At 44.4% G+C, this 23,438-nt stretch carries 14 protein-coding genes; 3 read left to right on the top strand and 11 right to left on the bottom strand.

The genetic code is table 11. The annotated features are described in order from the left end of the window. Positions 1–249: 249 nt before the first annotated feature. From NST38_RS15975 to NST38_RS15965, 3 genes are all read right to left on the bottom strand, one after another. Positions 250–2,706 (bottom strand): FAD-dependent oxidoreductase, encoded by a 2,457-nt coding sequence (locus NST38_RS15975; protein ID WP_076253154.1) that lies wholly within the window; start codon positions 2,704–2,706, stop codon positions 250–252. Next, the gene (locus NST38_RS15970; protein WP_036615511.1) at positions 2,703–3,017 is read right to left on the bottom strand and encodes an ArsR/SmtB family transcription factor; all 315 of its coding nucleotides are present in this window, start codon (positions 3,015–3,017) and stop codon (positions 2,703–2,705) included. Before NST38_RS15970 ends, NST38_RS15975 begins: the two co-directional genes overlap by 4 nt. Before the next feature lie 231 nt (positions 3,018–3,248). Further along, positions 3,249–5,063 (bottom strand): family 43 glycosylhydrolase, encoded by a 1,815-nt coding sequence (locus tag NST38_RS15965; protein ID WP_076253153.1) that lies wholly within the window; start codon positions 5,061–5,063, stop codon positions 3,249–3,251. Between the two features lie 352 nt (positions 5,064–5,415). Here NST38_RS15965 and NST38_RS15960 point away from each other — a divergent pair, with 352 nt between their 5' ends. After that, a complete protein-coding gene (locus NST38_RS15960; protein WP_076253152.1) occupies positions 5,416–6,780 on the top strand; it encodes an alkaline phosphatase in 1,365 nt (454 codons plus the stop codon). Between the two features lie 26 nt (positions 6,781–6,806). Here the strand turns inward: NST38_RS15960 and NST38_RS15955 are convergent, their stop codons facing one another. Then, entirely contained in the window at positions 6,807–6,929 is a 123-nt protein-coding gene (locus NST38_RS15955; protein WP_256720127.1) for a hypothetical protein, read from the bottom strand. Positions 6,930–7,116: 187 nt separating this feature from the next. Between NST38_RS15955 and NST38_RS15950 the strand changes: the two genes are divergently transcribed. Together NST38_RS15950 and NST38_RS15945 are read left to right on the top strand one after the other, a co-directional pair. Then, the gene (locus NST38_RS15950) at positions 7,117–7,557 is read left to right on the top strand and encodes a CBO0543 family protein (RefSeq protein WP_076253151.1); all 441 of its coding nucleotides are present in this window, start codon (positions 7,117–7,119) and stop codon (positions 7,555–7,557) included. 106 nt (positions 7,558–7,663) lie between these two features. Further along, a complete protein-coding gene (locus tag NST38_RS15945) occupies positions 7,664–8,134 on the top strand; it encodes a ferritin family protein (RefSeq protein WP_076253150.1) in 471 nt (156 codons plus the stop codon). A gap of 128 nt (positions 8,135–8,262) precedes the next feature. On the opposite strand, the gene NST38_RS15940 is transcribed toward NST38_RS15945, so the two are convergent. The 7 genes from NST38_RS15940 to NST38_RS15910 form a co-directional block, all read right to left on the bottom strand. Beyond that, on the bottom strand, positions 8,263–9,150 hold the full coding sequence (locus NST38_RS15940) for a cation diffusion facilitator family transporter (RefSeq protein ID WP_076253149.1): 888 nt from the start codon (positions 9,148–9,150) through the stop codon (positions 8,263–8,265). A gap of 338 nt (positions 9,151–9,488) precedes the next feature. Then, complete coding sequence (locus NST38_RS15935; RefSeq protein WP_341344016.1) at positions 9,489–14,552, bottom strand: golvesin C-terminal-like domain-containing protein; 5,064 nt, start codon at positions 14,550–14,552, stop codon at positions 9,489–9,491. Between the two features lie 270 nt (positions 14,553–14,822). Beyond that, the gene (locus tag NST38_RS15930; RefSeq protein ID WP_076253147.1) at positions 14,823–16,031 is read right to left on the bottom strand and encodes an SGNH/GDSL hydrolase family protein; all 1,209 of its coding nucleotides are present in this window, start codon (positions 16,029–16,031) and stop codon (positions 14,823–14,825) included. 17 nt (positions 16,032–16,048) lie between these two features. Continuing rightward, positions 16,049–18,280 carry an FAD-dependent oxidoreductase gene (locus tag NST38_RS15925; RefSeq protein WP_076253146.1) on the bottom strand — a complete coding sequence of 744 codons (2,232 nt, stop codon included), beginning with the start codon at positions 18,278–18,280 and terminating at the stop codon, positions 16,049–16,051. A 97-nt stretch (positions 18,281–18,377) separates the two neighbouring features. Beyond that, on the bottom strand, positions 18,378–19,988 hold the full coding sequence (locus NST38_RS15920) for a response regulator transcription factor (RefSeq protein ID WP_076253145.1): 1,611 nt from the start codon (positions 19,986–19,988) through the stop codon (positions 18,378–18,380). After that, entirely contained in the window at positions 19,988–21,727 is a 1,740-nt protein-coding gene (locus NST38_RS15915) for a sensor histidine kinase (protein WP_076253144.1), read from the bottom strand. Before NST38_RS15915 ends, NST38_RS15920 begins: the two co-directional genes overlap by 1 nt. Positions 21,728–21,820: 93 nt before the next feature. Beyond that, on the bottom strand, positions 21,821–23,407 hold the full coding sequence (locus tag NST38_RS15910) for an extracellular solute-binding protein (RefSeq protein WP_076253143.1): 1,587 nt from the start codon (positions 23,405–23,407) through the stop codon (positions 21,821–21,823). Positions 23,408–23,438 lie beyond the last annotated feature (31 nt).

Raw genomic sequence — 23,438 nt, 5'->3', positions numbered from 1 at the left:
CATCTCCAATCTTTTAACATAATGCGAGTATATAGTTTCCCGTACAGGGGAAAGTCAAGGGTGTATATGCTTCTCATTTGCCTAGCTAAATCAACCACCGTCCTTGTCATCACTCTATGTTGCTGTTAAATGTAAGTCAAAGAACCGTTTCTGAATGAAACGTTCATTTTTTTTGAACAAAAAAATGCCACTCATCGTGGCATTCTCTCGGTACGCATTCAATTATCCTGCTCAGCATTACTAATTTTTTTAAATAAACAGATTATGATTGGCTTGTGATGCTTGTCCAAGATAGTAACCTACGCCACCAATTTTGACTTGGTCTATTAATTCTTCACGCTGAATTCCCATTAAATCCATGGACATTTGGCAGGCAACGATCTCTACTCCTTGTGCAATTGCGCTCTCAATCAATTCCTCCAACGACGGCACATGATGTTTTTTCATCAAACCACGGATCATTTTCGGGCCTGCTCCAAGCATATTCATTTTAGACATGCCAAGCTTCTGGCTCCCGCGAGGTAACATCATATCAAACATACGGCCGATCATATTTTTGGATAACTTCTGCGACTGCTGCTTGCGAATAATACTCAATCCCCAAAAAGTGAAAAATAGGGTTACTTTCCGTCCACTGGCTGCTGCCCCATTTGCAATAATGAGTGAAGCGATCGCTTTGTCCAGATCACCACTAAAAACAACCATCGTGCTGGCAGGATCGCTGATTGGGGCATCGGATACGGGTTGTGCTGTATTTTTAGCAATGACAGACTCAATCGTACCGCCTTTCAGTCTTTCCAACTGCAAGATTGTGGAACCCGACATTGTCGCCCATGCTTTGACATCTTCATAGAATCCTGGATCGGAAGCTTTCACGCGAAGTGTTTCCCCGTTCGAGAGTTGATCCATTTTCTGCTTAACCTGAATTAGCGGACCAGGACAACTTAATCCGCACACGTTCAACTCATGATCAATACGTTGCGGCTGTGTTGAGTCAGTGGGAATAGACTCCTTTTCCACAGGTTCAGGACGGTCTTTTTTTGCAGCAGTAAATGTAGCAGGCTTAAACTGGGCTTGACGGTATGTTTTATAACCACCACTCAAGTTTTTTACACTAAAACCATGCTGACGCAAAATTTGCGAAGCAGTGTAACCACGTAAGCCGACTTGACAGTATAGCCAAATTTCTTTGGATGGGTCTAATTCATCTAAACGTTGACGAAGCTCATCAACTGGAATAGAGATTGAGTCCGGAATATGACCATTTTGATGCTCAATTTCACTGCGTACATCCAGAAGTATCGACCGCCCCGGCTGACGATCAGCCAGTTGATTATAGGTGTACGTCTGAACACGTCCGGTAATCATATTCTCTGCTGCATATCCAGCCATATTCACGGGATCTTTGGCAGACGAATAAGGAGGCGCGTAACACAGTTCAAGCTCTGTTAAATCCCGGACATGTCCTCCAAAATGAATGGCTACAGCAATATCATCAATTCGTTTATCCACTCCATCATAACCGACTGCTTGTGCGCCTAAAATTATGCCTTCAGGAGTAAACAGCAGTTTAAGAGTAATTGCGCTTGAACCCGGATAATACGATGCATGAGAAGCAGGGTGTACGATAACGGTTTGATAGTCCACGCCCAGGCGCTGTAGTGTTTTTTCATTACTGCCTGTCGTAGCTGCGGTCATTCCAAATACTTTGATAATGGACGTACCTTGTGTCCCTTTATAGGTAGAAGGAAGCCCTGCGATACGGTCGGCAACAATACGGCCTTGTTTGTTGGCAGGTCCGGCAAGTGGTATCGTTGCCTTCGTACCATGAATGGTTTCCGTTACTTCGATGGCATCTCCAACAGCATAGATATGTGGCACACTACTTTCCAAGGCTTCATTTACGATAATATGTCCACGTGCACCCAGCGAAACGCCGCTATCTTTCAAAAAATAGGTGTCCGGCGTTACGCCTATCGCAAGAATAACCATGTCAGCTGTCAACACATGACCATCGGCAAGTTCAACCCCTATGCCCTGCTCCAGGGAATGAAATCCCTGAACACGTTTGGAAAACAGCAGGTTTACACCATGATTCTCCATTTCCTGTGCTAATGCGGCTGCTAACTCGGTATCATAGGGTGTGAGTACTTGTGCGTTCCCCTCAATCAGCGTTACATCCAGACCAGCTTCCTTTAAATTCTCAGCCATTTCCACACCTATAAATCCACCGCCTATGACAATCGAAGACTTGTTGTTAGACGAACTTACTTGGTCTTTGATCCGATCAATATCTGGAATACTTCGTACGGTATAAATTAGCGGATTGTCCTTACCCGGCAGATCGGGAATGATCGGTTTTGCACCTGGTGACAATATCAACTCGTCATAACTTTCTTCATATGCACCGCGCTCCTGGGATTGTATCTTAACCACTCGCTTCTGCGAATCAATAGCTACGACCTCACTTCTTGTACGGACATCGATACGAAAGCGATCTGCCATCCCTTTTGGCGTTTGCACCAGCAGACGCTCTCGATCATCGATTGTGCCACCTATATAATAAGGTAAACCACAATTGGCAAATGAGATATAGGGTCCCTTCTCAAAGATAATAATCTCGGCATGTTCATCCAGACGGCGAAGGCGTGCAGCTGCAGATGCACCTCCAGCTACACCGCCAACAATGAGTACTCTTTTGCTCATGATTCACAATCATCCTTTTCAAATAAAGTTTTGATAATCTGTTCAACCCGTTGATCGGCAAGCACATAGTTCACTTCAAGACCATTCCGCTCCGTAGCAACAATACCTGCACTGCGAAGTTTCTGGAGGTGTTGTGAGACTGTTGATTGGGGAAGATCCAGACATTCCTGCATATAAGAAACATTACATTTTTTTTTCATCATCAGTCCCCGCACAATGCATAAACGAATGGGGTGAGACAAAGCTTTCAGCAGATTAGCTGGTTCATCGAACTGTTTAATGTTATTACTGTCAAAAGCGGGAGTGTTCAAAAGTATTCCTCCTAAATCGTTATATCGTAATAATACGATTTATTGATTCGCCTGTCAAATGTATTCTGGATTGAATGCGTTCAATAAGTCGCATACTCGCTCAACCCTACGGCTTTGCTTGTTCCAGGTGGATGATAAAAATGCCTGCCAAAACCGCTAAAAGCGACATTTGACAGGCATTCATGCTGTATCAAGCCTTCATTAAATAGCGATTCAATTGAATTGCTTATTTTAGAGTATAACAGGCTGAATCAGTCCGTCCTTACCAAAAAGAAGCGGGTCCATACATATTTCGCGGTGATAACCCTTTCCAGAGGAGAATCTGGATAGTGGCGTGACAAAACGGTGATAGGCAATCCGGTATTGAACTGTTTCGGAATCATTAAATATACAGTGATGCCCTGTGCCCAGCATGCCCTTCTCGACATTTTTGCTCAGGATTGGGTATCGATAGGTAATTGGACCGTATAACTGCTCTGCCGTACCGTAATTCACATGATAGTCTTCGCTGCCTGTATCATCACAGGACCACGTAAAGTGGTATAGTCCACCCTGCTTCAGCACGGTAACCGCCTCACGAAAATCATGCAAGCCCGCCAGATTGCTCATTGTGTCCTCAACGACACTTATCATGTCTTCACCAAGCTCCACAATGGCACCATGTCCATTGCCAAATAGCAGATACGGTCTTCCATCATCTTCGACATAGATGGAGGGATCAATAGCTTGGCCCATAGTAATGCCCAGACGTTTCAACTGCTCCATTGTGATTAAAGGCTGTGACTCGGCCAGGAATGGACCAATCGGTGTATCTGCTACAGCAACGCCGATGGCACTCTCGCCGTTCAGCATTTTGCCGCAGAAATAAAAATAGAACTTTTCGTTACGGTTGGCTATTGCCGGTGCCCAGGCATTACCGGTTGCCCAGGCGACATCCTCTGTTCCCAGATCAAGGATAACACCTTCATCTTGCCAATGCTTCAAGTCAGAAGAAGAAAACACTTTGAACTGTGTCCCCGACCACCCCTCGAAACCATCTGTTGTCGGATACATATAGTAACGATCCCCAAACTGTGCGACATCAGGATCGGCATATTGTCCGGGAAGCACCTGATGACCATCCCCAAAAGCCGCGAGAAGCCGGCTGCACTCCTCAGCTGTGATTGGCAGGACACTTCCATGCCGCTTTTGAGTCGTTCCCATATCGAATTCACCATCAGGGACGATTCGGAATTCTCCACTTCCCAGATCTGTAGTCAGCAGAGGAAGATAACCCTTGCCTTCAGCAAATCGATCAACAATCAGGCACCATTCCTCCCGGTCATTGAATTTAAAGATTTGAGGTCCCTCCACACCTGCCATAGCCTCCAGTACCGGAGCTTGAAGTGTAACAAATGCCCCTTTGTCGAGAGAGTCTCCTTTTTCTACCCGTATGTTTTTGGTTGTTTCATCCTTGGAGTATCGATAATAAGAGCCATCCGCAGGAAGAATCGTTGTATCAATAATATGATTATCCCGCTCAATGTATTTTTCTGATGCAGAAAACGTACGAAAGTCTTTTGTACGAGCGCTGTATATTTTTTGTTTTCGTTCTTGCTCCTGTGGTTCCTGCGTCGCAGAAGCCCAGAATACAAGAAACTCATCTGCCATTTCATCATACACAGCTTCTGGTGCCCAGACACATCCAGCGCCCTCAACACCTAGTGTAACGTTCCATGGGGATGACCAGTTTACGAGATTGCTGGATTCCCATACGATTACGTCAAGGCTCCCGGCATTAACGGCATGAGTCCATCCTTTGCCGCTTGCGATGCGGAGATCCGTAGCAATCAGATAAAATTTATTATCCTTGACTGAACGAACCAGAAACGGGTCCCGTACCCCCTTTTCTCCAAGGTCTGAAAACAGCACAGGTGAGCCGCCATTAAGATCCTTCCAGTGAAGGCCATCCTCGCTATAGGAGAAATAAACCTGCTCTCCGTCTGGTTGTTCGCCAATAAAATGTACAAAGAGATACCCATCATATTTTGGAGTTGTTTTGGTCAATGGTAAAGAGCCTCCTGAAAATGAAATTGATTTTATATTAACAGTAATATAAAAATGAAAGCGTTCTACTTATGTTGTATCATACTTCAAAAACAGTAGAATGAGTATATTTTTATAATCTCGTATGTTGCAGATCATGTGAATTTTTCGCCGGAAATATATTGCCCTGATTGGAATGTTTGACTTGCTCCTCCTGCAAAGAATTATCACATCCCCTTTATTTTGTTTATTTTACCTCTGGTAAACAAAGTTCTTGGTGTTCATTTACATATAAATGCTAATCTTCTTAATGATGAACAAATGAATATAGATTCATGCATTCATTTTTGTTGTTGAGATATTACGAGGAGGAATCATTGTGAAATTATCCAAAAGAGTATTACCAGCGGTAGCGCTGACTCTGGCTGTATCGGCTTCTACTCTCTTGTCTGCAGGACAAGCAAGTGCCGTTCAAGCTGTAAGTGTGGAGAAAAAACAAATCAAGAACATCATCTTCCTCATTGGGGATGGCATGGGGAGCTCTTATACTTCTGCCTACCGTTATATGAAAGATGATCCTTCGACAAAGGGCATGGATAAAACCGTATTCGACCCTTATCTGGTTGGAGCACAAATGACCTATCCGGATGATGATAAACAAAATGTAACGGATTCCGCTTCCGCAGCAACGGCCATGTCGGCGGGTGTGAAAACCTACAATGCGGCCATTGCGGTTGACCCTGAGCAGAAGGAGGTCAAAACCGTACTTGAGCAGGCAAAAGAAAACGGGAAAGCCACCGGACTCGTGGCTACGTCGGAGATCACTCATGCCACACCAGCTGCATTTGGTGCCCATGATATCAGTCGAAAAAATATGGATGCTATTGCGGACGATTATTATGATGAGTTGATTAATGGCAAGCATAAGGTGGATGTACTTCTGGGTGGAGGGAAATCCAATTTTGTACGCGAGGGTCGTGACCTGACGAAGGAGTTCCAGAAGGCCGGATTCAGCTATGTGACGGATCGTTCCTCTCTCCTCGCTGATAAGAATCAACAAGTTCTTGGACTGTTTGCGGACGGAGGTCTGGACAAGTTGATTGATCGTACTGCTGCAACTCCATCATTGGCTGAGATGACCAATACAGCGATTGATCGCCTCAGTTCGAACGACAAAGGATTCTTTCTAATGGTCGAAGGCAGCCAGATCGACTGGGCAGGACATGATAATGATATCGTTGGTGCGATGAGTGAAATGGATGATTTCGCAGCAGCATTTCAGGCAGCTATTGATTTTGCCAAAAAAGACGGTGAAACACTTGTCGTAGCTACTGCCGACCACTCCACAGGTGGACTTACGCTTGGAAAAGACGGAGAGTACAACTTCTTCGTAGACCCGATCAAAGCTGCACTGCGTACACCTGACTTCATGGCAGCACAAATTGCAAAAGGTGCTTCGGTTGAAGAAACACTGAAAAGTTATCTGAAACTGGAGTTGAAACCTGAAGAGATTCAATCGGTGAAAGAAGCAGCCCAAACTGCGGATGTAACAAAGATTGATAATGCTATTGAAGCGATTATTGATAACCGTTCATTTACCGGCTGGACAACAGGTGGACATACAGGTGAAGATGTTCCGGTCTATGCCTACGGTCCGGCAAGTCATCGCTTCGCCGGTTTGATCGACAACACAGATAATGCCAAGATCATATTTGATATTCTCAGCAAGCACCAATAATTCGACAATAATTCAATAGTTTAGGATCATCCCTTCTCTTCTTTCATCCGAAGAGAAGGGATTTTTTTCATAAAATCCTTATTGATATGCCACTCTACCTTTTTATGAACATCCTTAACCGTAGCCGTTCTATACTTTTCTTTTTTCATGACCGAAACTTGTCCATTCACTTCGAGTAAGGCGTACGCCTATTCCGAATTTGCTAATATGCATTATATCCCATGGAGTTGGTTACCTTATACAACACCACTTGTATTGAAGTGAGAAAAATCCGATAAATGCTGATGCGGCTTATAGTGAAACTACAGAAGTAACAAAGCTTTGGAGGAAAATGGCATGTTAGGAAACATTCTGTTGGGTATGGTCATTCCCATTATATTGGGTGTATGGATTCTGCGTCGGAACTTTACAATCCTTATTCTATATTATCCACTTGGTGTGGCTATTTCAGCATCCATCAACAATATCGGGTTTAATTACTTCTGGAATATTCTGCCGAATACTCATAATCAATCCTTGGCTGCTCTTCCAATGGATCTTGGAGTCTATCCGATCGCTGGTTGCCTGATGATGTATATGATTTCAGAAAAAGGCGCCAAGCCATGGTTGGCGATTCTTGTTGCATCATTGTCGCTGACATTAATCGAATGGGTTGCCAAAATAATGGGGCATGTCATTTATTTTAATGGATGGAACATTCTTTGGACCTTTTTGTCATACCTCCTGCCATTTGTTCTTGCTTATGGTTACAGTAAAATATTGAGGTATACCAAGTGAAGTTTTACTGAAGCTTTCCACTAATAAGGCAGGGCAGATGATATGGGTTAACGCTGATGGGCATACGTGCATATCTTAACTCATATTTGTCTTGGAGGGATTCGTAATGTATGTGGCATATCCGTATGGTTACAGGTACACTTTTACTCCGGTATGGGCAACATCATCAGCCGAAGCACTTGAATTAATCAAAACGGCTGTTCAAGGAGAAAGAAATGATGAGATATTCTATGATTCACTGATTCAGATGTCACCTGATGCCAATCAGGCTGCCATCATCACGAGCATCCGCAATGATGAACGCGGACATAATCAAATGTTCCGCCACATGTACAAGGATCTGACAGGTCAGGAGATTACGGGCGTAAGCAGTGAGCCGGTTGAGACGGTCACCTCTTATCTTGCCGGACTGCAAAAGGCGTTTCAGGGTGAATTGGCCGCCGTGGAAAAGTATAGAAAAATATGGTTTGGTCTCCCTTATGGCATATATAAAGACACGGTGTGGGGAATCATCCTGGACGAACAGAAACATGCGGATAAATATAACAATCTGATTACCTACAATTTGCCGAGATAGTCATGTATGGGATAAATAACGCGCGTATTCTTTTAGTGATGAACAATTGAAATCAGCAAAAAACCAGTGAATGAGTAAAGCTCACTGGTTTTTTTCCTTTGCTGAGTCTCTCTTATATAAACTTGCTATCAAATGCACTCTTCCAACGTATCAGGTTCCACATGAACGTGAACGGTGTATACGTCATGTTCCTCCATTAACTCGTTCTCTACGTCTGTACAGATATCGTGTGCTTGTTGAAGATCCAGCTCAGCATCAACTGTTATGACAACATCCACTACAACGTTATTGCCATAGTTCCGCGCTCTCACGTCTTTAACTGTCTCTACGCTGTCAATTCCGGCAATCGTTTTTTTGTACTCCTGAATCAGTTCAACATCAAAACCATCCGTCAGATGATGTGTGGCTTCCTTGAAAATGTCCCAAGCGGTCTTGCAGATCAGGAAACCTACGATGACAGCCGTTACAGGGTCCAGCCATGGGAGGCCGAACTGGGAACCCACGATCCCAATGACCGTACCGGTGCTCACCCAGGCATCGGAGATATTATCTCGAGCTGCAGCCATGACTGCCTGACTTTTAATACGAGTAGCAAGTCTCTTGTTATAGCGATAGACCAGATACATGATAACTGCGCAGAAAATGCCTGTGTACCCAGCGATGATATCCGGAGATTCATGTTTACCCTGAAACACAGAACCAATGGCTTGAAACAGTACTTGTAAACCTACTGCCATCATAATGAAAGAAGCAACAAGTGACGCAACGGTCTCTGCTCTCCAGTGACCATATGTATGATCTGTGTCGGCTGGGCGTTGGGCAAGCTTCAAACCGATCAGTACAGCTATTGAGGCCACAATATCGGTGGCATTGTTTAATCCATCCGCCTTGAGCGCTTCTGATCCGGCCATACTGCCAACGATCAGTTTTAATACGGTCAAACATATGTAGGCGATAATGCTGATGATAGCTCCGCGCTCCCCCAGCTTTAAATTATCGTATTTAAGTTGATCCACATGATATCCTCCTGCAATCTTCAATTCAAGCACGTGTATGATGGTACCATTGAAGATTTGTGTGGGTCTAGAGAAACGTTTTGAGTGTGACGAAACATAATCTGAACGCGGCAATTTTTTTACGAGCATCCAAAAAAGTTGGATTTGGCAAACTTAAGTGATTAATGGGTGGTAAGAGGAAGGTGGCCGACTGCCTTCCCTTGTAACCACACTTTCTTGCACTTGGACACAAAGAGCCAAATGGATCGTTTTGATCCACTCGGCTCTTTATGTTATTTTACAATAATTTGTATAACATCACTTACCGTTGTTCCACTTCCATTCATAAATCACTGCCCTTATTCAGAAAGTGTCGATTCAACTGGCGGCTCATTGGCAAGCTGCTCCGAATCATCGGAATGCCGTTCGAACATAACTGCGTCAACCCTCGTATAGATCATATCCGCAGGAAGCGTTGGCGGGTCTACCGTGGTAGGCGAAACTCTGGTTAACCGGACATACTCGCTACCGTCACCCGTAAAGTCGAACGTTCCCAAATTAACCCAACCCGATGAGCCGGCCGTTGCATCGATATAGGTGACCTCGGTACCCGTTTTATGTTTCACTTCCACTTTGACATTGTTATCGTTTGCTGTCGTATGGACAAGTTTGTAGATCGAGACCGTATATTTCCCCTCTGGAAACTCGCCTTTCCACGTTGCTGATGATCCTTGAACTGTTGAATAGCGGGATTTAACCCCAATTTTGTATCCGGCTAAATTGCTTTGGCTCCACGACCCTTCTGTCGTGTATAACCCTGTTGTATTTGTACTGTCCACGATAACCGTTAGGTCCCTGATCGTGATATTCAAAGGTGCTGTGGTTAAGGTCACACCGTCAATCGTGACCGTAGCCCATACCTCAATGTGATCCGTGTTCCCATCGAGATTAAGAAGGGTCAACACCCCACTGCTATTCACTTCAGCCAGATCCGTACGATCAACGAAATACTGTACATCGGCATGTGTTAGATCACCGATCAAACCGTTATCCAAATAGCCGGTTACGCTCAGTTGTGCGGTTTGAGTCATCTGCAGCTCGTTCCGATCGGACAGGATCACAGCAGACTCCAATTGCGGTATCCTGTTTGGGTCCACCCACATGATTGCATCGGCAACGACTCTGGACTTGTTGGCCTTATTGGTTAATTCCACGTACCCGCTATCGCCTGCAACAAAAGGATAATCCCCCAGGTGCACCCAAGTACCATTCGCTGTTGTCTCATCAACTGTCACCGTCTCGGAGCCTCCGCTATAATAAACGGTAAATGAGGCATTTGTTGCCCAATTTTCACTCGCAGCCGTGATTTGCGGAATCTTGTAATACACACTGTAAGTGACACTTTCCGGCAGCTCAGGCCGCCATCTCATTTTGCTTGTTGCTGTGCCGGTCGTAGATTTGGCATACACATAGTTATCATAATAATAATCGTTAGCTGTCGTATCCCTTATCCAGACGCCTTCTGTCTCCGCCTCCGTATTATCCACGATGATGGTTGAACTATCCTGCCCATCGGGTTGGACTGGAGTTTCCGAAACCTGATCCGGCAGATAAAGTGTCCGCTTGCGGGTCTGTTTCCCCTCCGATTCCACGTAATACGTGAAAGTTTGGGATAAATCATTCACTCGTATCGACCATTCCATCGGGTATATCGTATCTGGGATGGTCGTGTACGTGGCCCCGCCATCCAAGGAATAATGGATTGTCGCTGGTTTTGTCGTTTTGGCCTGCACATAAGCATCATAAACCGTTTCGTCGGGCTTAACCATCAGCATGCCTTTAACCGCATCAATTGGACTGTGGGTATCAAAGAAATAGCTTGCACCCGATGTATCAGCCGTTCTAACCTGATGCAGCGGCACATTAATGTTAAGTCCTTCTACAATGATCGCGGTGATGCCCTTGCCTGAAACCGTGGTTTGAATGATTCCGCCACTCATTACCGTTTGCTCTGGTGTGCCATTGTCGCGGATGATCGTTACGGTATAATCCTGTGCCGGGTTGAATCCAATGATCTGTTCATTCAATTCAATCGGAGTCTGAACTTCTTCAGACGATGCATTGCTTAATCCGATGTAGAATTTATCCCCGCTCTCACCCGTTATCCAATTCAATTGAGGATGGTTGGTCTTAATAATCCCCTTGGGCATCCAAAGCCAAACGTCGGAGTTACCATAAAATTGACCTGGTTTATTCCCATAAAGGTGATATTTGAACCATAAAAAATTCGTTTCAAATACGGAAGGAAACGTAATGCTCCCGTTTGATTTCAATGATTGTTCGCTGATCAAATAATCCATCGTTTGCCCGAGTTGCCCCGGAATATGGTGATAATAGATGGATGTAGCCCCGCTTGGGCCTTCCAGAGGAAAGTCCGGTTCAAGTTGGCTAACGGCGAAGCCTTTATAATAATAACCTGGATAACTGGAATATCGTCCAATAACCGCATTATGAGCAATATCCTGCAGCAGTTCATCCCCTGTATAGAGCGACAATCTCAGCATGAACGGAGCTTCCTGAGCATTCATCCGATAATAACCGGTTGTACTTCCTGCTTCAAACGTCAATCCGCTCGGTGAAACAAGCCAACGCTCCGCTTGAACACCTCCGGCAATATCTTCGGGAAGCTTGAGTCTTGGATATTGAAATTTACCACTTTCCGGCCAATGGAACGACTCGGCGTAATTATATGTCTCCGGCTGAGGAATCGTAACGTTACCTTCAGGAACTGGACGAGCAACAAACATTGTTGCATAGCGTTTGGCTTCCTTATAGGCGGCATCCAAGTATTTGGGATCCTGAGTTTCCTCATATAGCTCCAAGATCTCCATCCACAGCTTGCTATAATAATAAATGAACTCATTTTTACTCACATCGACGGATGCTGGCGTATCGATATGTTGCGTGATATAACTGTCGGCTGCATCCTTCGCAGCTTGCAAATACTGCGCATCTCCCGTCATCCGATACATCATCAGGGGTTGAATAACAGGCCCGCGGTCTTTCTGATCCGGGTCACGTACGAGGTATTCTTCCTGTGCCAGCGCCCCAATACCAGCTGTAGTTCCCATCATCTGGTGAACAGCGGTGACACTTGAAACATCAAACGGCAGAGTAGCCATTTTCCATAACGAAGGCACACCGTATACTTTTTTCTGCGTTGGCGACCAACCGATACCATTTCGTGATACGCCATACTGGACGGACGGTAGTGCTCTCGTATCGTAAAGCTGGTCATCTCCAGTCAAATAATAAGCTCCCAAAAGAACCGCATTTGAGCTTGTTCGGACGCTATCCTCGTTTTCGATATCAATAAAACCCTTGGCACGGCTCCACCACCCGCTGGGTGATGGGACATAATTCACAGAGTCGTCCCCTTGTGGCTCAACTTTAAGCAAATCGATCATATTAAACATCGCATCAGTAAGCGATTGATCTGACACATTTTTCCGGTATGCCGAATAATCGTACTCATTGCGAAGAATATCCACGTAGGACTCATATAGATTGCTTTTTTGAGCGATTAGCCCCATATGAAATTGATAGGTGTTTTCTGCGGTCATTTGCGAATAAGTCCCTAATTGAGGCGCATACAGAATTGGCTGCACGCTGCCTTCGTTGTTAACCAGGCTCATGCCAAGCCGTTGTTTCGTAACACCTCCCGTCGGTTCAAATTCAACCGGAAGCTCTGCCGAAGGTACAAATACGCCATACGTTAATGGATTTCCCGCACCATCATTTTTCTCAACCAGGCTTATCGGAGCGCTCAGCTCTCTTAAACTTGTTGATTCCACTGTACCTACCATTTTGGCATGTGACCGGAATCCATTTAACACTTCATTGATGCCCGAGACTGCCTCTGTTGTGAAGGACTGATATCCAATCACATAATTGCCGTCGCGGCGAGGCGTAAAGGCAAAAGAAACATCTGGTTTATCCCCTGCCATGGACCAGTTCACTTCAAAATCGTAATCACTGCCATGCGCAGAATCGGTTAATACCGCCGTCTGGCTGTCTGGAAAATGGACCTCGTCGAATGTAATCCAGCGTTTGTTCATCGTATCGTAGTAATTGGTTCGGCTGCCCGCGTTCCCGTCCAATAGAACCCATTGTTCCTCAAGTCTTTCCGATTCATTATTGATTGGAAGCCAGTTCCCTGTCTCCGTGTTTTTGTAGAACATGTCACGAACGATGGATTTACCTTCATCCCATGCTGCCTCATAGAAGGTTGCCTTATAGTTCGCATTTTCGATGCTGCCTTTCTCTGTGTAACTGAGATTCGCTAAGGTACGGCTTCTTAGCGGGGGGAGCGGTGGTGCTTGTTGACGGATATTCCCCTCGAACTTGACTGCATCAGCCCGCGTAATAATTGTACCCGTAGAAGGCTGTGTTCGAGTCAGCCTGACAAATTCGCTATCATCACCACTAAACTCATACTCCCCCAGATCCACCCATCCAACCGATGGACCTGACGAAGGTCTTAGATCCATAAACTTAACATCCGTAATCCCGTTATGAACAATCTCAATTTTCACATTACTATCTGCTTTATCCGCCCAATCCAGCTTATAGAACGATATTCTCGCCGTCCCTGCTTCCAAGCGTGGATTCCAGGTGATGCTTCTACCTACAGCGTCTGTAAATTTGGAACTTGAATTATTGTATCCCTTCACTCCCGCGCTTGTGCTCCAATATGGAGCGGAGAATCCGTTATTAGCGTTGCCGGAATCAACCGTAACGACCTGATCAATTGTGAGGCTCCAATCATCAATGATGATTGTCTTATGTGGCTCTTTCTGCGTTATATTCCCTTCGAACTTGACCGCATCCGCGCGTGTAAGGATCGTGTTTGTGGTGCCGGTAGAACGGGTCAATTGAACGAATTCTTCACCAACTCCAGAAAAATAGTACTCTCCCAAATCAACCCACCCTGCTGGAGCGCCAGATGAGGGTCTTAGATCCATAAAGACTACATCCGTTGTTCCATTATGAACAATTTCGATTTTTACATTGCTATCAGCCTTATCCGCCCAATCCAGCTTATAGAACGATATTTTCGCGGTTCCTTCTTCCAAGCGTGGATTCCATGTTATCTTTCTGCCTGCTGTACTCGTATATTTGGTGCTGGAAAGATCATACCCCTTCACCCCTGTGCTTGTAGTCCAATTTGGAGCCGCATATCCATTGTTCTCGTTACCCGCATCAGGTGTCACAACATCATTGATCTTGATACTCCCGTCATCGATGATAATCGTCTGATAAGGTAAGGTCTCCGCATAAGCGGTCCTTATTCCGATCAGGCTGGAAGGAACTACGACCGTCAACATGAAAACGATGAAGAAAAACAGCTTCCTTTTGACCATACAATTCACAGCCTCTCCTCATAATGATAACGCTTCCAAAAATGAGTTACCTTTTGCTCTAATGATCGTAAAAAAGCACTTAACCTTCCCTTCTGCCTAATCCCGCTCTGTCGTTTTTATCTTAGCATGTTAGATTACGGTGATATTTCTTTCATTTTAAGAATTTCTTATACGATTTTAAGTAAAAAAAGAAACCTACATCCTAATTGATTGCTCAGTAGCAGTCAGATAGAATATAGGTCTTCCAAGTGTTGCAAGAGGACTTATCAATTATAAAGGCGGCTGCACCAATAACAACTTTCCAAGCTGAATGACGGTTTGATCATACCAAGCTGGATGTTGCCGAACATGTTCCATACCTCGTTCATTGCCACTTGCCTCAAACACGGCCGCTTTGTCAGTTTTCTCGTGATCGATCTCGAAGAGAACTGTATGTTTCCCATTTGGTAGCTCCGGCAAGAAAATATATTGATTTCTATTATGATCGTTGTAGAGCGTGAATCGATCAATAAGGAAGGGTTCTCCTCCATCCACCGACACCTTCAATCGGCCAGAATCCGGCCCCCCGATATCAAATAAGCCGATGTGGGTTCCCTCAAACTCCACTGTGATCGCCTCTCCGGCATCAACTGCTCGCCATAATCCGGGGAACAACCAATCATACTCACGCACTAAAGGAAAATCATCAGAGGTCATGTAAGACCACCCTGCGGAAAAATGAGTAAGACGATCCAGTGGCAACATGGTTGCATACTCCCAAGGATTGGCCGGGACCAAGGGGTCCTGCGGCAAGTGATGTTCGACTTTTCCCACGTGATCTCGAAGTTCTCTGATTTTCTCAAACGACCGGGTGATTGTATCGGTGTAAATCTGATGTCCTTTGGGAATCGTCGGATGGATCGAATCATGCGTGAAAATAACGGCTCCGTGGATGGACACGTCTGCTCTTGAAGTAAAAATAAGCTTTCCATCCGAAACCAATTGACTGACCGCTACGCCCAGATGAATGGAAGGAATGCCGTAATAGTCGGCGACTTCCTCTTGCATAAGAGCGCCCTTCTGGTACTCGCCGGATTGAAATGAGGTCAAGTCCCGCTCCTTAACCGTATATACAAACAGGATATCGGTAAACCAGCTCCGCTTGCGAATCTGTCGGACAATGCCTTCGATCCGCGCTTTGGATTCGGGCACTCCGCCATCGTTGCCAACGAATTCAACAAATACGAGATCAGGCTGATGACGAAGCACATCTGTCTCTAAACGGGCGCAGCCGAGGTCCGATCCTGTCCCATCAATGCCTGCGTTCACAGCGTGGATATCGGCATGGGGATATTGCCCTCGCAGCCAATCCGCCGTCATGACCCTATATCCTTTCGAACGTGTATTACTACCGCCGAAATAAACGATGGTCACGGTTTCTCCATTTTCCAACTTCTGAATGACATTAGGTAGCCCTCTTCGTGGGAAAAATTCCTTCATCACGACTTCACCCGCCCTCACTTAGCGTTATTAGGAGCATAAAGTTTTACAGCAAACACTTCATAATAAGGCGAACCATACGTTGCACAGAAATCAAACCGGATGTGGGTTACACCTTGTGCAAACACCTGATGTTTGTTCAACGAAAGATAATTCCCACGGACTTTAATTTCACTCTCGCTTCCATCTTCCAAAGTTAAAGTCACATCATAACCTTGAATCAACGACTCGATTGGATCATCGAAATGCTCCAAATTCAGCTGCGAATTGAAAACAAGATGGATTTCATCCAGATTCTTGGGGCTTGCAAAACCAAATTCCAACCATTCCTGTCCTTCCGTACGTTCCGAAATCCAGCCGTTCGGCAGACCATAAGGTCTGGAGAAGCCGTTGACGACATTCGCGGGATTATACATATCCTGGGATGGTAGCAGATCCTTGAAGCAAATGCTCTTATTAAGTTTCTTCAGCCTGGATGGCTCTTCCGGTCTATAAAGGAAGCTCACCGCTCCAGTCATTTTCTCTTCATTGCCATACACGGCAAGGCTCGCCGTACCTTCCAATACGATGTAGATTTTGTCGTCTTCTGGCTTCTTGCAGTTGAGGTCCAGTGTAATCCAGTCATCGTGACCCGCTGAAATCACCAAGTTGTAGCCCTTCAGCTCGCTGGTGGGAATATAGTTTTCCTTTCGATCCCCACCAAACAGCTTCACTTGCAATGTTTCCGAATGCTCGGATCTATTTTTGATTTTGATCTGCACGCTTTCAACCACGGGTGTCTGAATCGGCAAGACCAAACATAACGCTTTCTCCAAGGAGATCTCTTCGGTTGTATGAAGTTGTTCATAGCTTCGCTGAGACGAGGCACGAATCGTTAATCCGTCTGCGAAATAAGGATCTAACGGCTCTTGAAGCCCTACAATTGTTTGCCCGTCGCGAAGCAACTGCGCCTGAAGCTCACCCATATGCGCTTTGACGATGGCCGCAGGGTCTGTATCATATTTTACGCATAACGCAGCAGCCGTTCCTACCGCCTGCCCCATACAACCACAAGTTGCCATCACCCTTGTAGACCCAAAAGCCACATGAGTAGCACTTATATTACGGCCAGCGAACATGAGATTAGGAATATTGCTTGAAAATAAGCTGCGAAAAGGGATATTATACAATCCCGGCACAAAGTTCCACGCGGTAGCCGGCCCTTCATCGTAGATGCCTTTATTTGCATGCAGATCCATATACCAACCTCCGACGGATACCGCATCTTCGAAATGAGTCTTTTCTGTAAGATCGTTCTGAGACAGCATGTGTTCCCCTATAAAACGTCTCGACTCCCGCTTTCCCGGAATCGGGCATACATAATCCAGGATAAGGTTGTCTACATCATCAAACTCACCGCTATTTTTGATATAATCCCATATCCCGTATACCAATTTCCGCAGTTCCAATGCGATGTCTTCATTATTCTTGATAATATCCATATGTCCGCCGTATTCCAGCCACCACAATCCGCCAAGCCCGTTGATTTTCCTTGGAAAAGATCGATGATTTAATCCTTTTCTGATACTATCAAAAAACTCCAGCTTCGTAATATCATACGCAAAGCCTGGCCTTTTGTAAGGAACGGAATAGTTTACGTCACGGGCTTGAAACAGAATCGTATCACCCATCGTGTAATGATCTGCCACTTCTGGAGCGAGCTCCTCCTGGTATTCAAGCTTCGCCTCTCTTCCCCATCGGAAGTGAGCACCTGCTTGGTATCCAACAATTCCATCACCGGAGCAATCGATATAGGTTGGGCTTTCAAAACGAAATTTTCTTTCGGAAGCCAATTGAAGGCCCTCCACCCATTGAATTCTGCCGTTCTCCATGCCCGTTTCATGCACACATGTATTCAGAAATAGAGAAATGTTGGGCTCATCATACACCATGTCAAGCAAGACCGTATCCGAAAGTGAAAGCATAAGTTTTTTGTTGTATAACGGATTATAATGAAAGATCTTTAGTTTGAGTTCTTCCACCAACCCGCCTTCGCGAGCATAATAGGATGGACTATTTCCGAGATATGCAGACCCGTTAATGTGAACTCTGACCTCGCTGCTCGCATTTCCCCCCAGAACCGGTCGATCATTAATAAGTGAAACGTGCAGACCTTGGCGTGCGGCAGCAATGGCAGCGCATATCCCGGCAATTCCTCCACCTATGACGGTTACATCTGATTTCATAAGCTCCATTTTGATAACCTCCATGATTAGATGCTCCTATCATGGTAATGGTTTTGCCCCCTTTTTTTTTACAGGATTTCGCGAAAAAATCATACATTTTTTTGTATCCTTATTTGAATTCCTACCGTGTCATTTTTATCCGATATTGCTTAGGTGTATCCCCCGTATATTCTTTAAAAAGTTTGCAAAAGTACCCTTCATTGACGATGCCTACTTCCTCGCACAATTCTAATAATGAATAATCTCGAACGTTTAACAACTCGAGGGCGAGATGGATTTTTTTACGGTTAATGTAGCTGATCACGCCTTCGTTCATTGTTTTTTTGAATAAGCTACTAAAATACGATGGTGCTAAATTCACTTCCTCGGCAATTGCCTCCAACGTTAAACGTTGTTTCAGGTTTGTCTCTATATAATGCATTGCACTCATAATTTCTGCACGATGTAATAGTTGGCCCGCATGCACGTATTCGAATGTGAAGTCGCCAATATAGGCGAGTTGCTCCTGAAAAGCCATAAATTCCATGGGGAAGTCTGGAACTTCCGTGGCCATCTTATTCCCCGATTTAAATTTTACGGTAATGTCTCTGTACAAATCTCTAATCATTGGCGCCATGATGGACTTGTGGATTTTATGGTCCGTAACAAATTGCGACAGATCGGCAAGTGCATTGTCCAGCTCTTCCTTGGAAATCTTCCTCTTCAGGCGTATAAGAAAATCAGCCAGCTTCTGTTGAAAATCTGCTTTTTTGTCATTATGGTATTGGAACCGATGCATCGGTGTTTTTACAACTTTTTCGGTATGATAATAGAAATCCTCACTCACATTTTTAGCTTCCGTGTACGCCTGTTTGATCGATTCCCAGCCTCGGTGTGGACTTCCAAAAGCGACAGACACCCTTTTATTCAAATATTGATGCAAATGAGAGATGATCTGCCCTCCCAAGGATAGGCAAGCATATTCTGTTTCCATATCACTGCGGTTATTTTCCCAAGATAAAAAGCCAATAAAACGATTATCGGACAGATCCGCAGCTACGCCACTGCTACCATTCATCACCGTTTCTTCGATGATATTTGTTATCGCATACTTCAAGATGTTTTGATCTGCGGCCGCGTATTCGTTTCGGAAACTTTCATATGTATTCATTTCAACGATGAAACAGCAATAGTTGGCTTGAAAGAAATGAAACTGCATGCGATTGGCAAAATCCGATGCCCGATGAGAAGGAATTTCACCTCGGATCAATTCGTTAAAAAATTGCTTGCGGACTCTGTATTTATTTTCAAGCACGGATACGTTTAATGAGTGAAACTCCGCCTCTTTTTTCTCAAACTCATTTAAAATTCCGGCTGCCTTATCCAACGCTCGATTCAAATCGGCTTCCCGCAGCGGAACCTTTACAATGTACTCCAATACGTTGGCTTGAATCGCCCGCTGAGCGTATTCGAAGGATGAATAGGCGGTCAGAAGTATGTATTGGGTATGGGGGAGCTCTGCCTTGAGCTCCTCAATCATGGAGATGCCATCCATACGCGGCATTACAATATCGGATATGACGATATCCGGTTTAAGTTTTATGATCTCCTCGATCCCATTCAGCCCATTATTCGCTTTGCCCACCAGAACAAATCGTCGATCCCTATGAGAGAGTTCATTAAAAAACAATTCCAATCGCTGAATGATCAGGTCTTCATCGTCAACAATGAAGCAGGTATAGTCTCTCCCCATTATGCATCTCCTTTTGGCAATTCTGCCGGGAATACAGCGCGTATACGGGTTATTTCCTTAGGTATGCTAATGATATCCAGCCCGAATTGATCTCCGTAGTGGAGTCTTATTCGCCCATGAATATTATTCAGTCCGATTCTTTTCCTTTTTACTTCCTCTTCACTCGGTTCTGAGATTAAAATATGTTTTATTTTATCAGCTGGAATTCCCTCTCCTTGATCAATAACTTCGATGATGACGATGCTGTCCTCCCTGTACGCATGAATCGTAATTGGCCCCTCAATTCCCCCTCCGTTATAACCATGGAAGATACTATTCTCCACAAGGGGCTGTAGCAGCATTCGGAAAACTAGGAAATCCATCAGTCCTGCTTCGATATTTTCAATCAAGTGGAAGTTTCGGTTATACCGAATGTTCTGGATCTCAATATAGTCTGCTACATTGCGTAATTCCTGGCGTAGGGAAACCTTCTCTGAAGCGTCGTCTATCCCGTACTCCAATAATGAAATGAGCGACCCGATCACCACATCTACTTTCTCTATTTGTCCGAGACGTATCACATTGCTGATTGAACCAAGTGTGTTATACAGAAAATGTGGGTTTATTTGAGACTGTAACACTTGGATTTCCAGCTTCCGCTCAAGTTCATTATGAAGCTCGGCTCGGCGAATCAGTTCAACAATTTGCTGAAGCATACGATCGAATGCTCGTGAAAGATCGCCAAACTCATCGTTTCGATTAATCGTAACTGTTGTTGTAAGGATACCTTGTTCCACCTGCTTCATTTTTGTTTTGAGCGTATAGAGTGGTTTTCTTATATATTTGGCAACCAAAAAAGAAATGAACAAACTTAAAAGAAGACCTGCAGCGAGAAGCTCGAGGTAATAGGTTTCCAATCTGGACAACGCTGCTTTTAAGCGTGATTCATCGTTGATCGAGATGATGGTCCAGTTGAATTTCTCCGTTGGTTTTTTTAAAAGGGAGACCGGAATACCATCGTTGGTAGACAGTTGAAGGTTTGTTTCCGTCGTATCCAGAATTTCTTCCGCTGACGTCTCTCCGATCGAAAAAGAATGATCTTGAATATTCAGAGGTCCTTTATTTTCAGAAAATCCGGCAATGATCTTACCTGACGCAGTGATCAGAGCCAGATTCATTTGTTCCTGTTTATTAATCTTGAACAAGGTTTCTTCAATGGCATTTAGATCCAAATCAACCGCAATGGCCATAGGAAACGGAGCACCGTTCAGATATCGAACCATCGTAACGGTCCAGCCGGAATACTTCGATTTGTAAGGTTCACTAACAATGGTAGTCCTTCTATTTTTTTCAGCCGCATCAAATAAAGGTGCTCTTTCAGATAAAGGTTCATCGAATATTCGAGTAGGTGTACTTCCACCCAGAATGGATAAATCGCTTTTGATCAAATAAATATTACTGACATAAATACTGTTGAGTTCATACAGCTCCCTTAATTGCTTTTTAATCACTTCGGTATTGTTAATGTTGGCTTTCACTGATGTTTCAACTGAGAAGAGAATCGTCTGGAAGGAGGAAAAATTAACGGTAAAATACTGGTCAACCTTGTCTAGTATTTGATTGGTGTAAAAAATGTCATTGGTTCTTATTTCCTTTTGGACATAGCGATAAGACAATTGGCTTATCAAGATGATGCAGCCTAATACAAAGGCAAACACGATAAAAAATAATTTTAAAGGCAAGCTGATTCTTCTTCGCATCGATCATCTTCCTTTTAGTTCCGTTTTAAACTAAGAATAGCATATGCTAATAAAGAGAGGGGCTACGAATAGCCACTCTCTCTTCGTTTATTTTTACTTGATAAGGCCGGCTTCTTTAAATTGCTGGATTGCTGTTTCCTTATATTTCTGCATGTCAAACTTGGTATCCAGCGTCTGAAGGAAATTGTCCCAGTTGGAAAGAGGCTCTTTGCCCGTCATAAATTTAACTAAGCTTTCATTAATGAAACGTGTGCGGTCAGCATCCAAGGTATCGCTAGGGTCTGGGGTCAATAAATTTCCGGGCAACGTTGGCCCCACATATTGCTGATTGTCCTTGAAAGCTTCCGCTGTCTTCGGATTCTGGAAACTGAAGTACTCCGCATCATCACCACGGCGCGGCATTCTATAATGATCAACCCATAGGTACTTCTCTTTCATTTCCTTCGATAACTCGGAGGTTTTATTTTTGATCTTGCCGTCTACAACATCCCAATGGATGCCTTTAATTCCGTATGCAAAGTTCGGATAGGCTTCTTCATCCGTAAAGAGATAATTTAACATGGACAAGATCCGAATGATTTTGTCCTCGTCCGCTTTTGCGGATATGGCCCATGAATTGCCCTGAAATGATTTTCTCTCTACAATTTGATCCCCGTAAGGACCTTTCATCGGAGGAATAACGATCCATTCGGGCACCTCGCCACTAATTTCTTTCATTTTCTGTTGATAATCCGGTTCCAGTCTACGAGCATCTCTGATCATGAAGCCAACTCTACCCTTAAACATCTTTTGGTCCAACAGATCCGGCGAATTCATCGTCACCCAGTCCGGGTCAACCACCTTGGCTGTCATCATTTTATTAATGTAAGCAAGCGCCTCTTTCATTTTGGGATCGATAAACAGAAATACCGGTTCATTATCTTTTATCTCAACGGCTGAAGGAGGATTGACGCCAAACATCCACATCAAGCTATCAAAGCCATAGGTTTGCAGATTACCTTCTTTATTCATACCACCGATGAATCCGTACGTATCGTTTTTGCCATTCCCGTCCGGATCTTTCTCTGTAAAGGCTTTCATAACTTCGAACAACTCATCAGGTGTCGTTGGTACCTCCATATTCAGCTTTTTGAGCCAATCGTTACGGATGAAGAAGCTTCGACTGATACCGTTTACATTATCATAGCCTGGAACTCCAATGGTCTTCCCTTGATAGGACATTGCCTCCCATGAGTCGGTGCCAAATCGTTTCTGTAGTTCAGGGAATTGGTCCATATACGGTGTCAAATCGGCAAGAACTCCTTGGTCGTAATATTGCGCAAGATCAGCACGACTTTTCAAAAAGATCAAGTCTGGAATATCCCCGCCTGCAATGAGTGTATTCAGTTTGGTTGTTGCTTGCCCAGCCTGAGGAATCATCATCTCCAAGTCGATGTTCATCTCTTCTTCCAACATTTGGCGTTGAATATCTTCATCACGTGGAGGTACCGGAGCAGCAGCATTAAAAGTGCCTTGGTTAAACATTGAGATTTTCATTTTTGTTGCAAACTGGCCAGACTGGCCTTGCGAATTACTCGAAGTTGTCGATGTAACTTCTTCATTCCCCCCACATCCTGATAAAAGCGTTCCAAGTCCTAAGATTGCCGATAGAATAGCAAATGAAATCTTTTTACGCTGCATATTGACCTCTCCTTTGCTTGTATATTATCAC

Origin of the sequence: Paenibacillus sp. FSL H8-0104, assembly GCF_038050215.1 — a bacterium.
In the GTDB taxonomy this organism is placed as follows: Bacteria; Bacillota; Bacilli; order Paenibacillales; family Paenibacillaceae; genus Paenibacillus; species Paenibacillus amylolyticus.
This window is presented reverse-complemented; position numbering and strand designations above follow the sequence as displayed.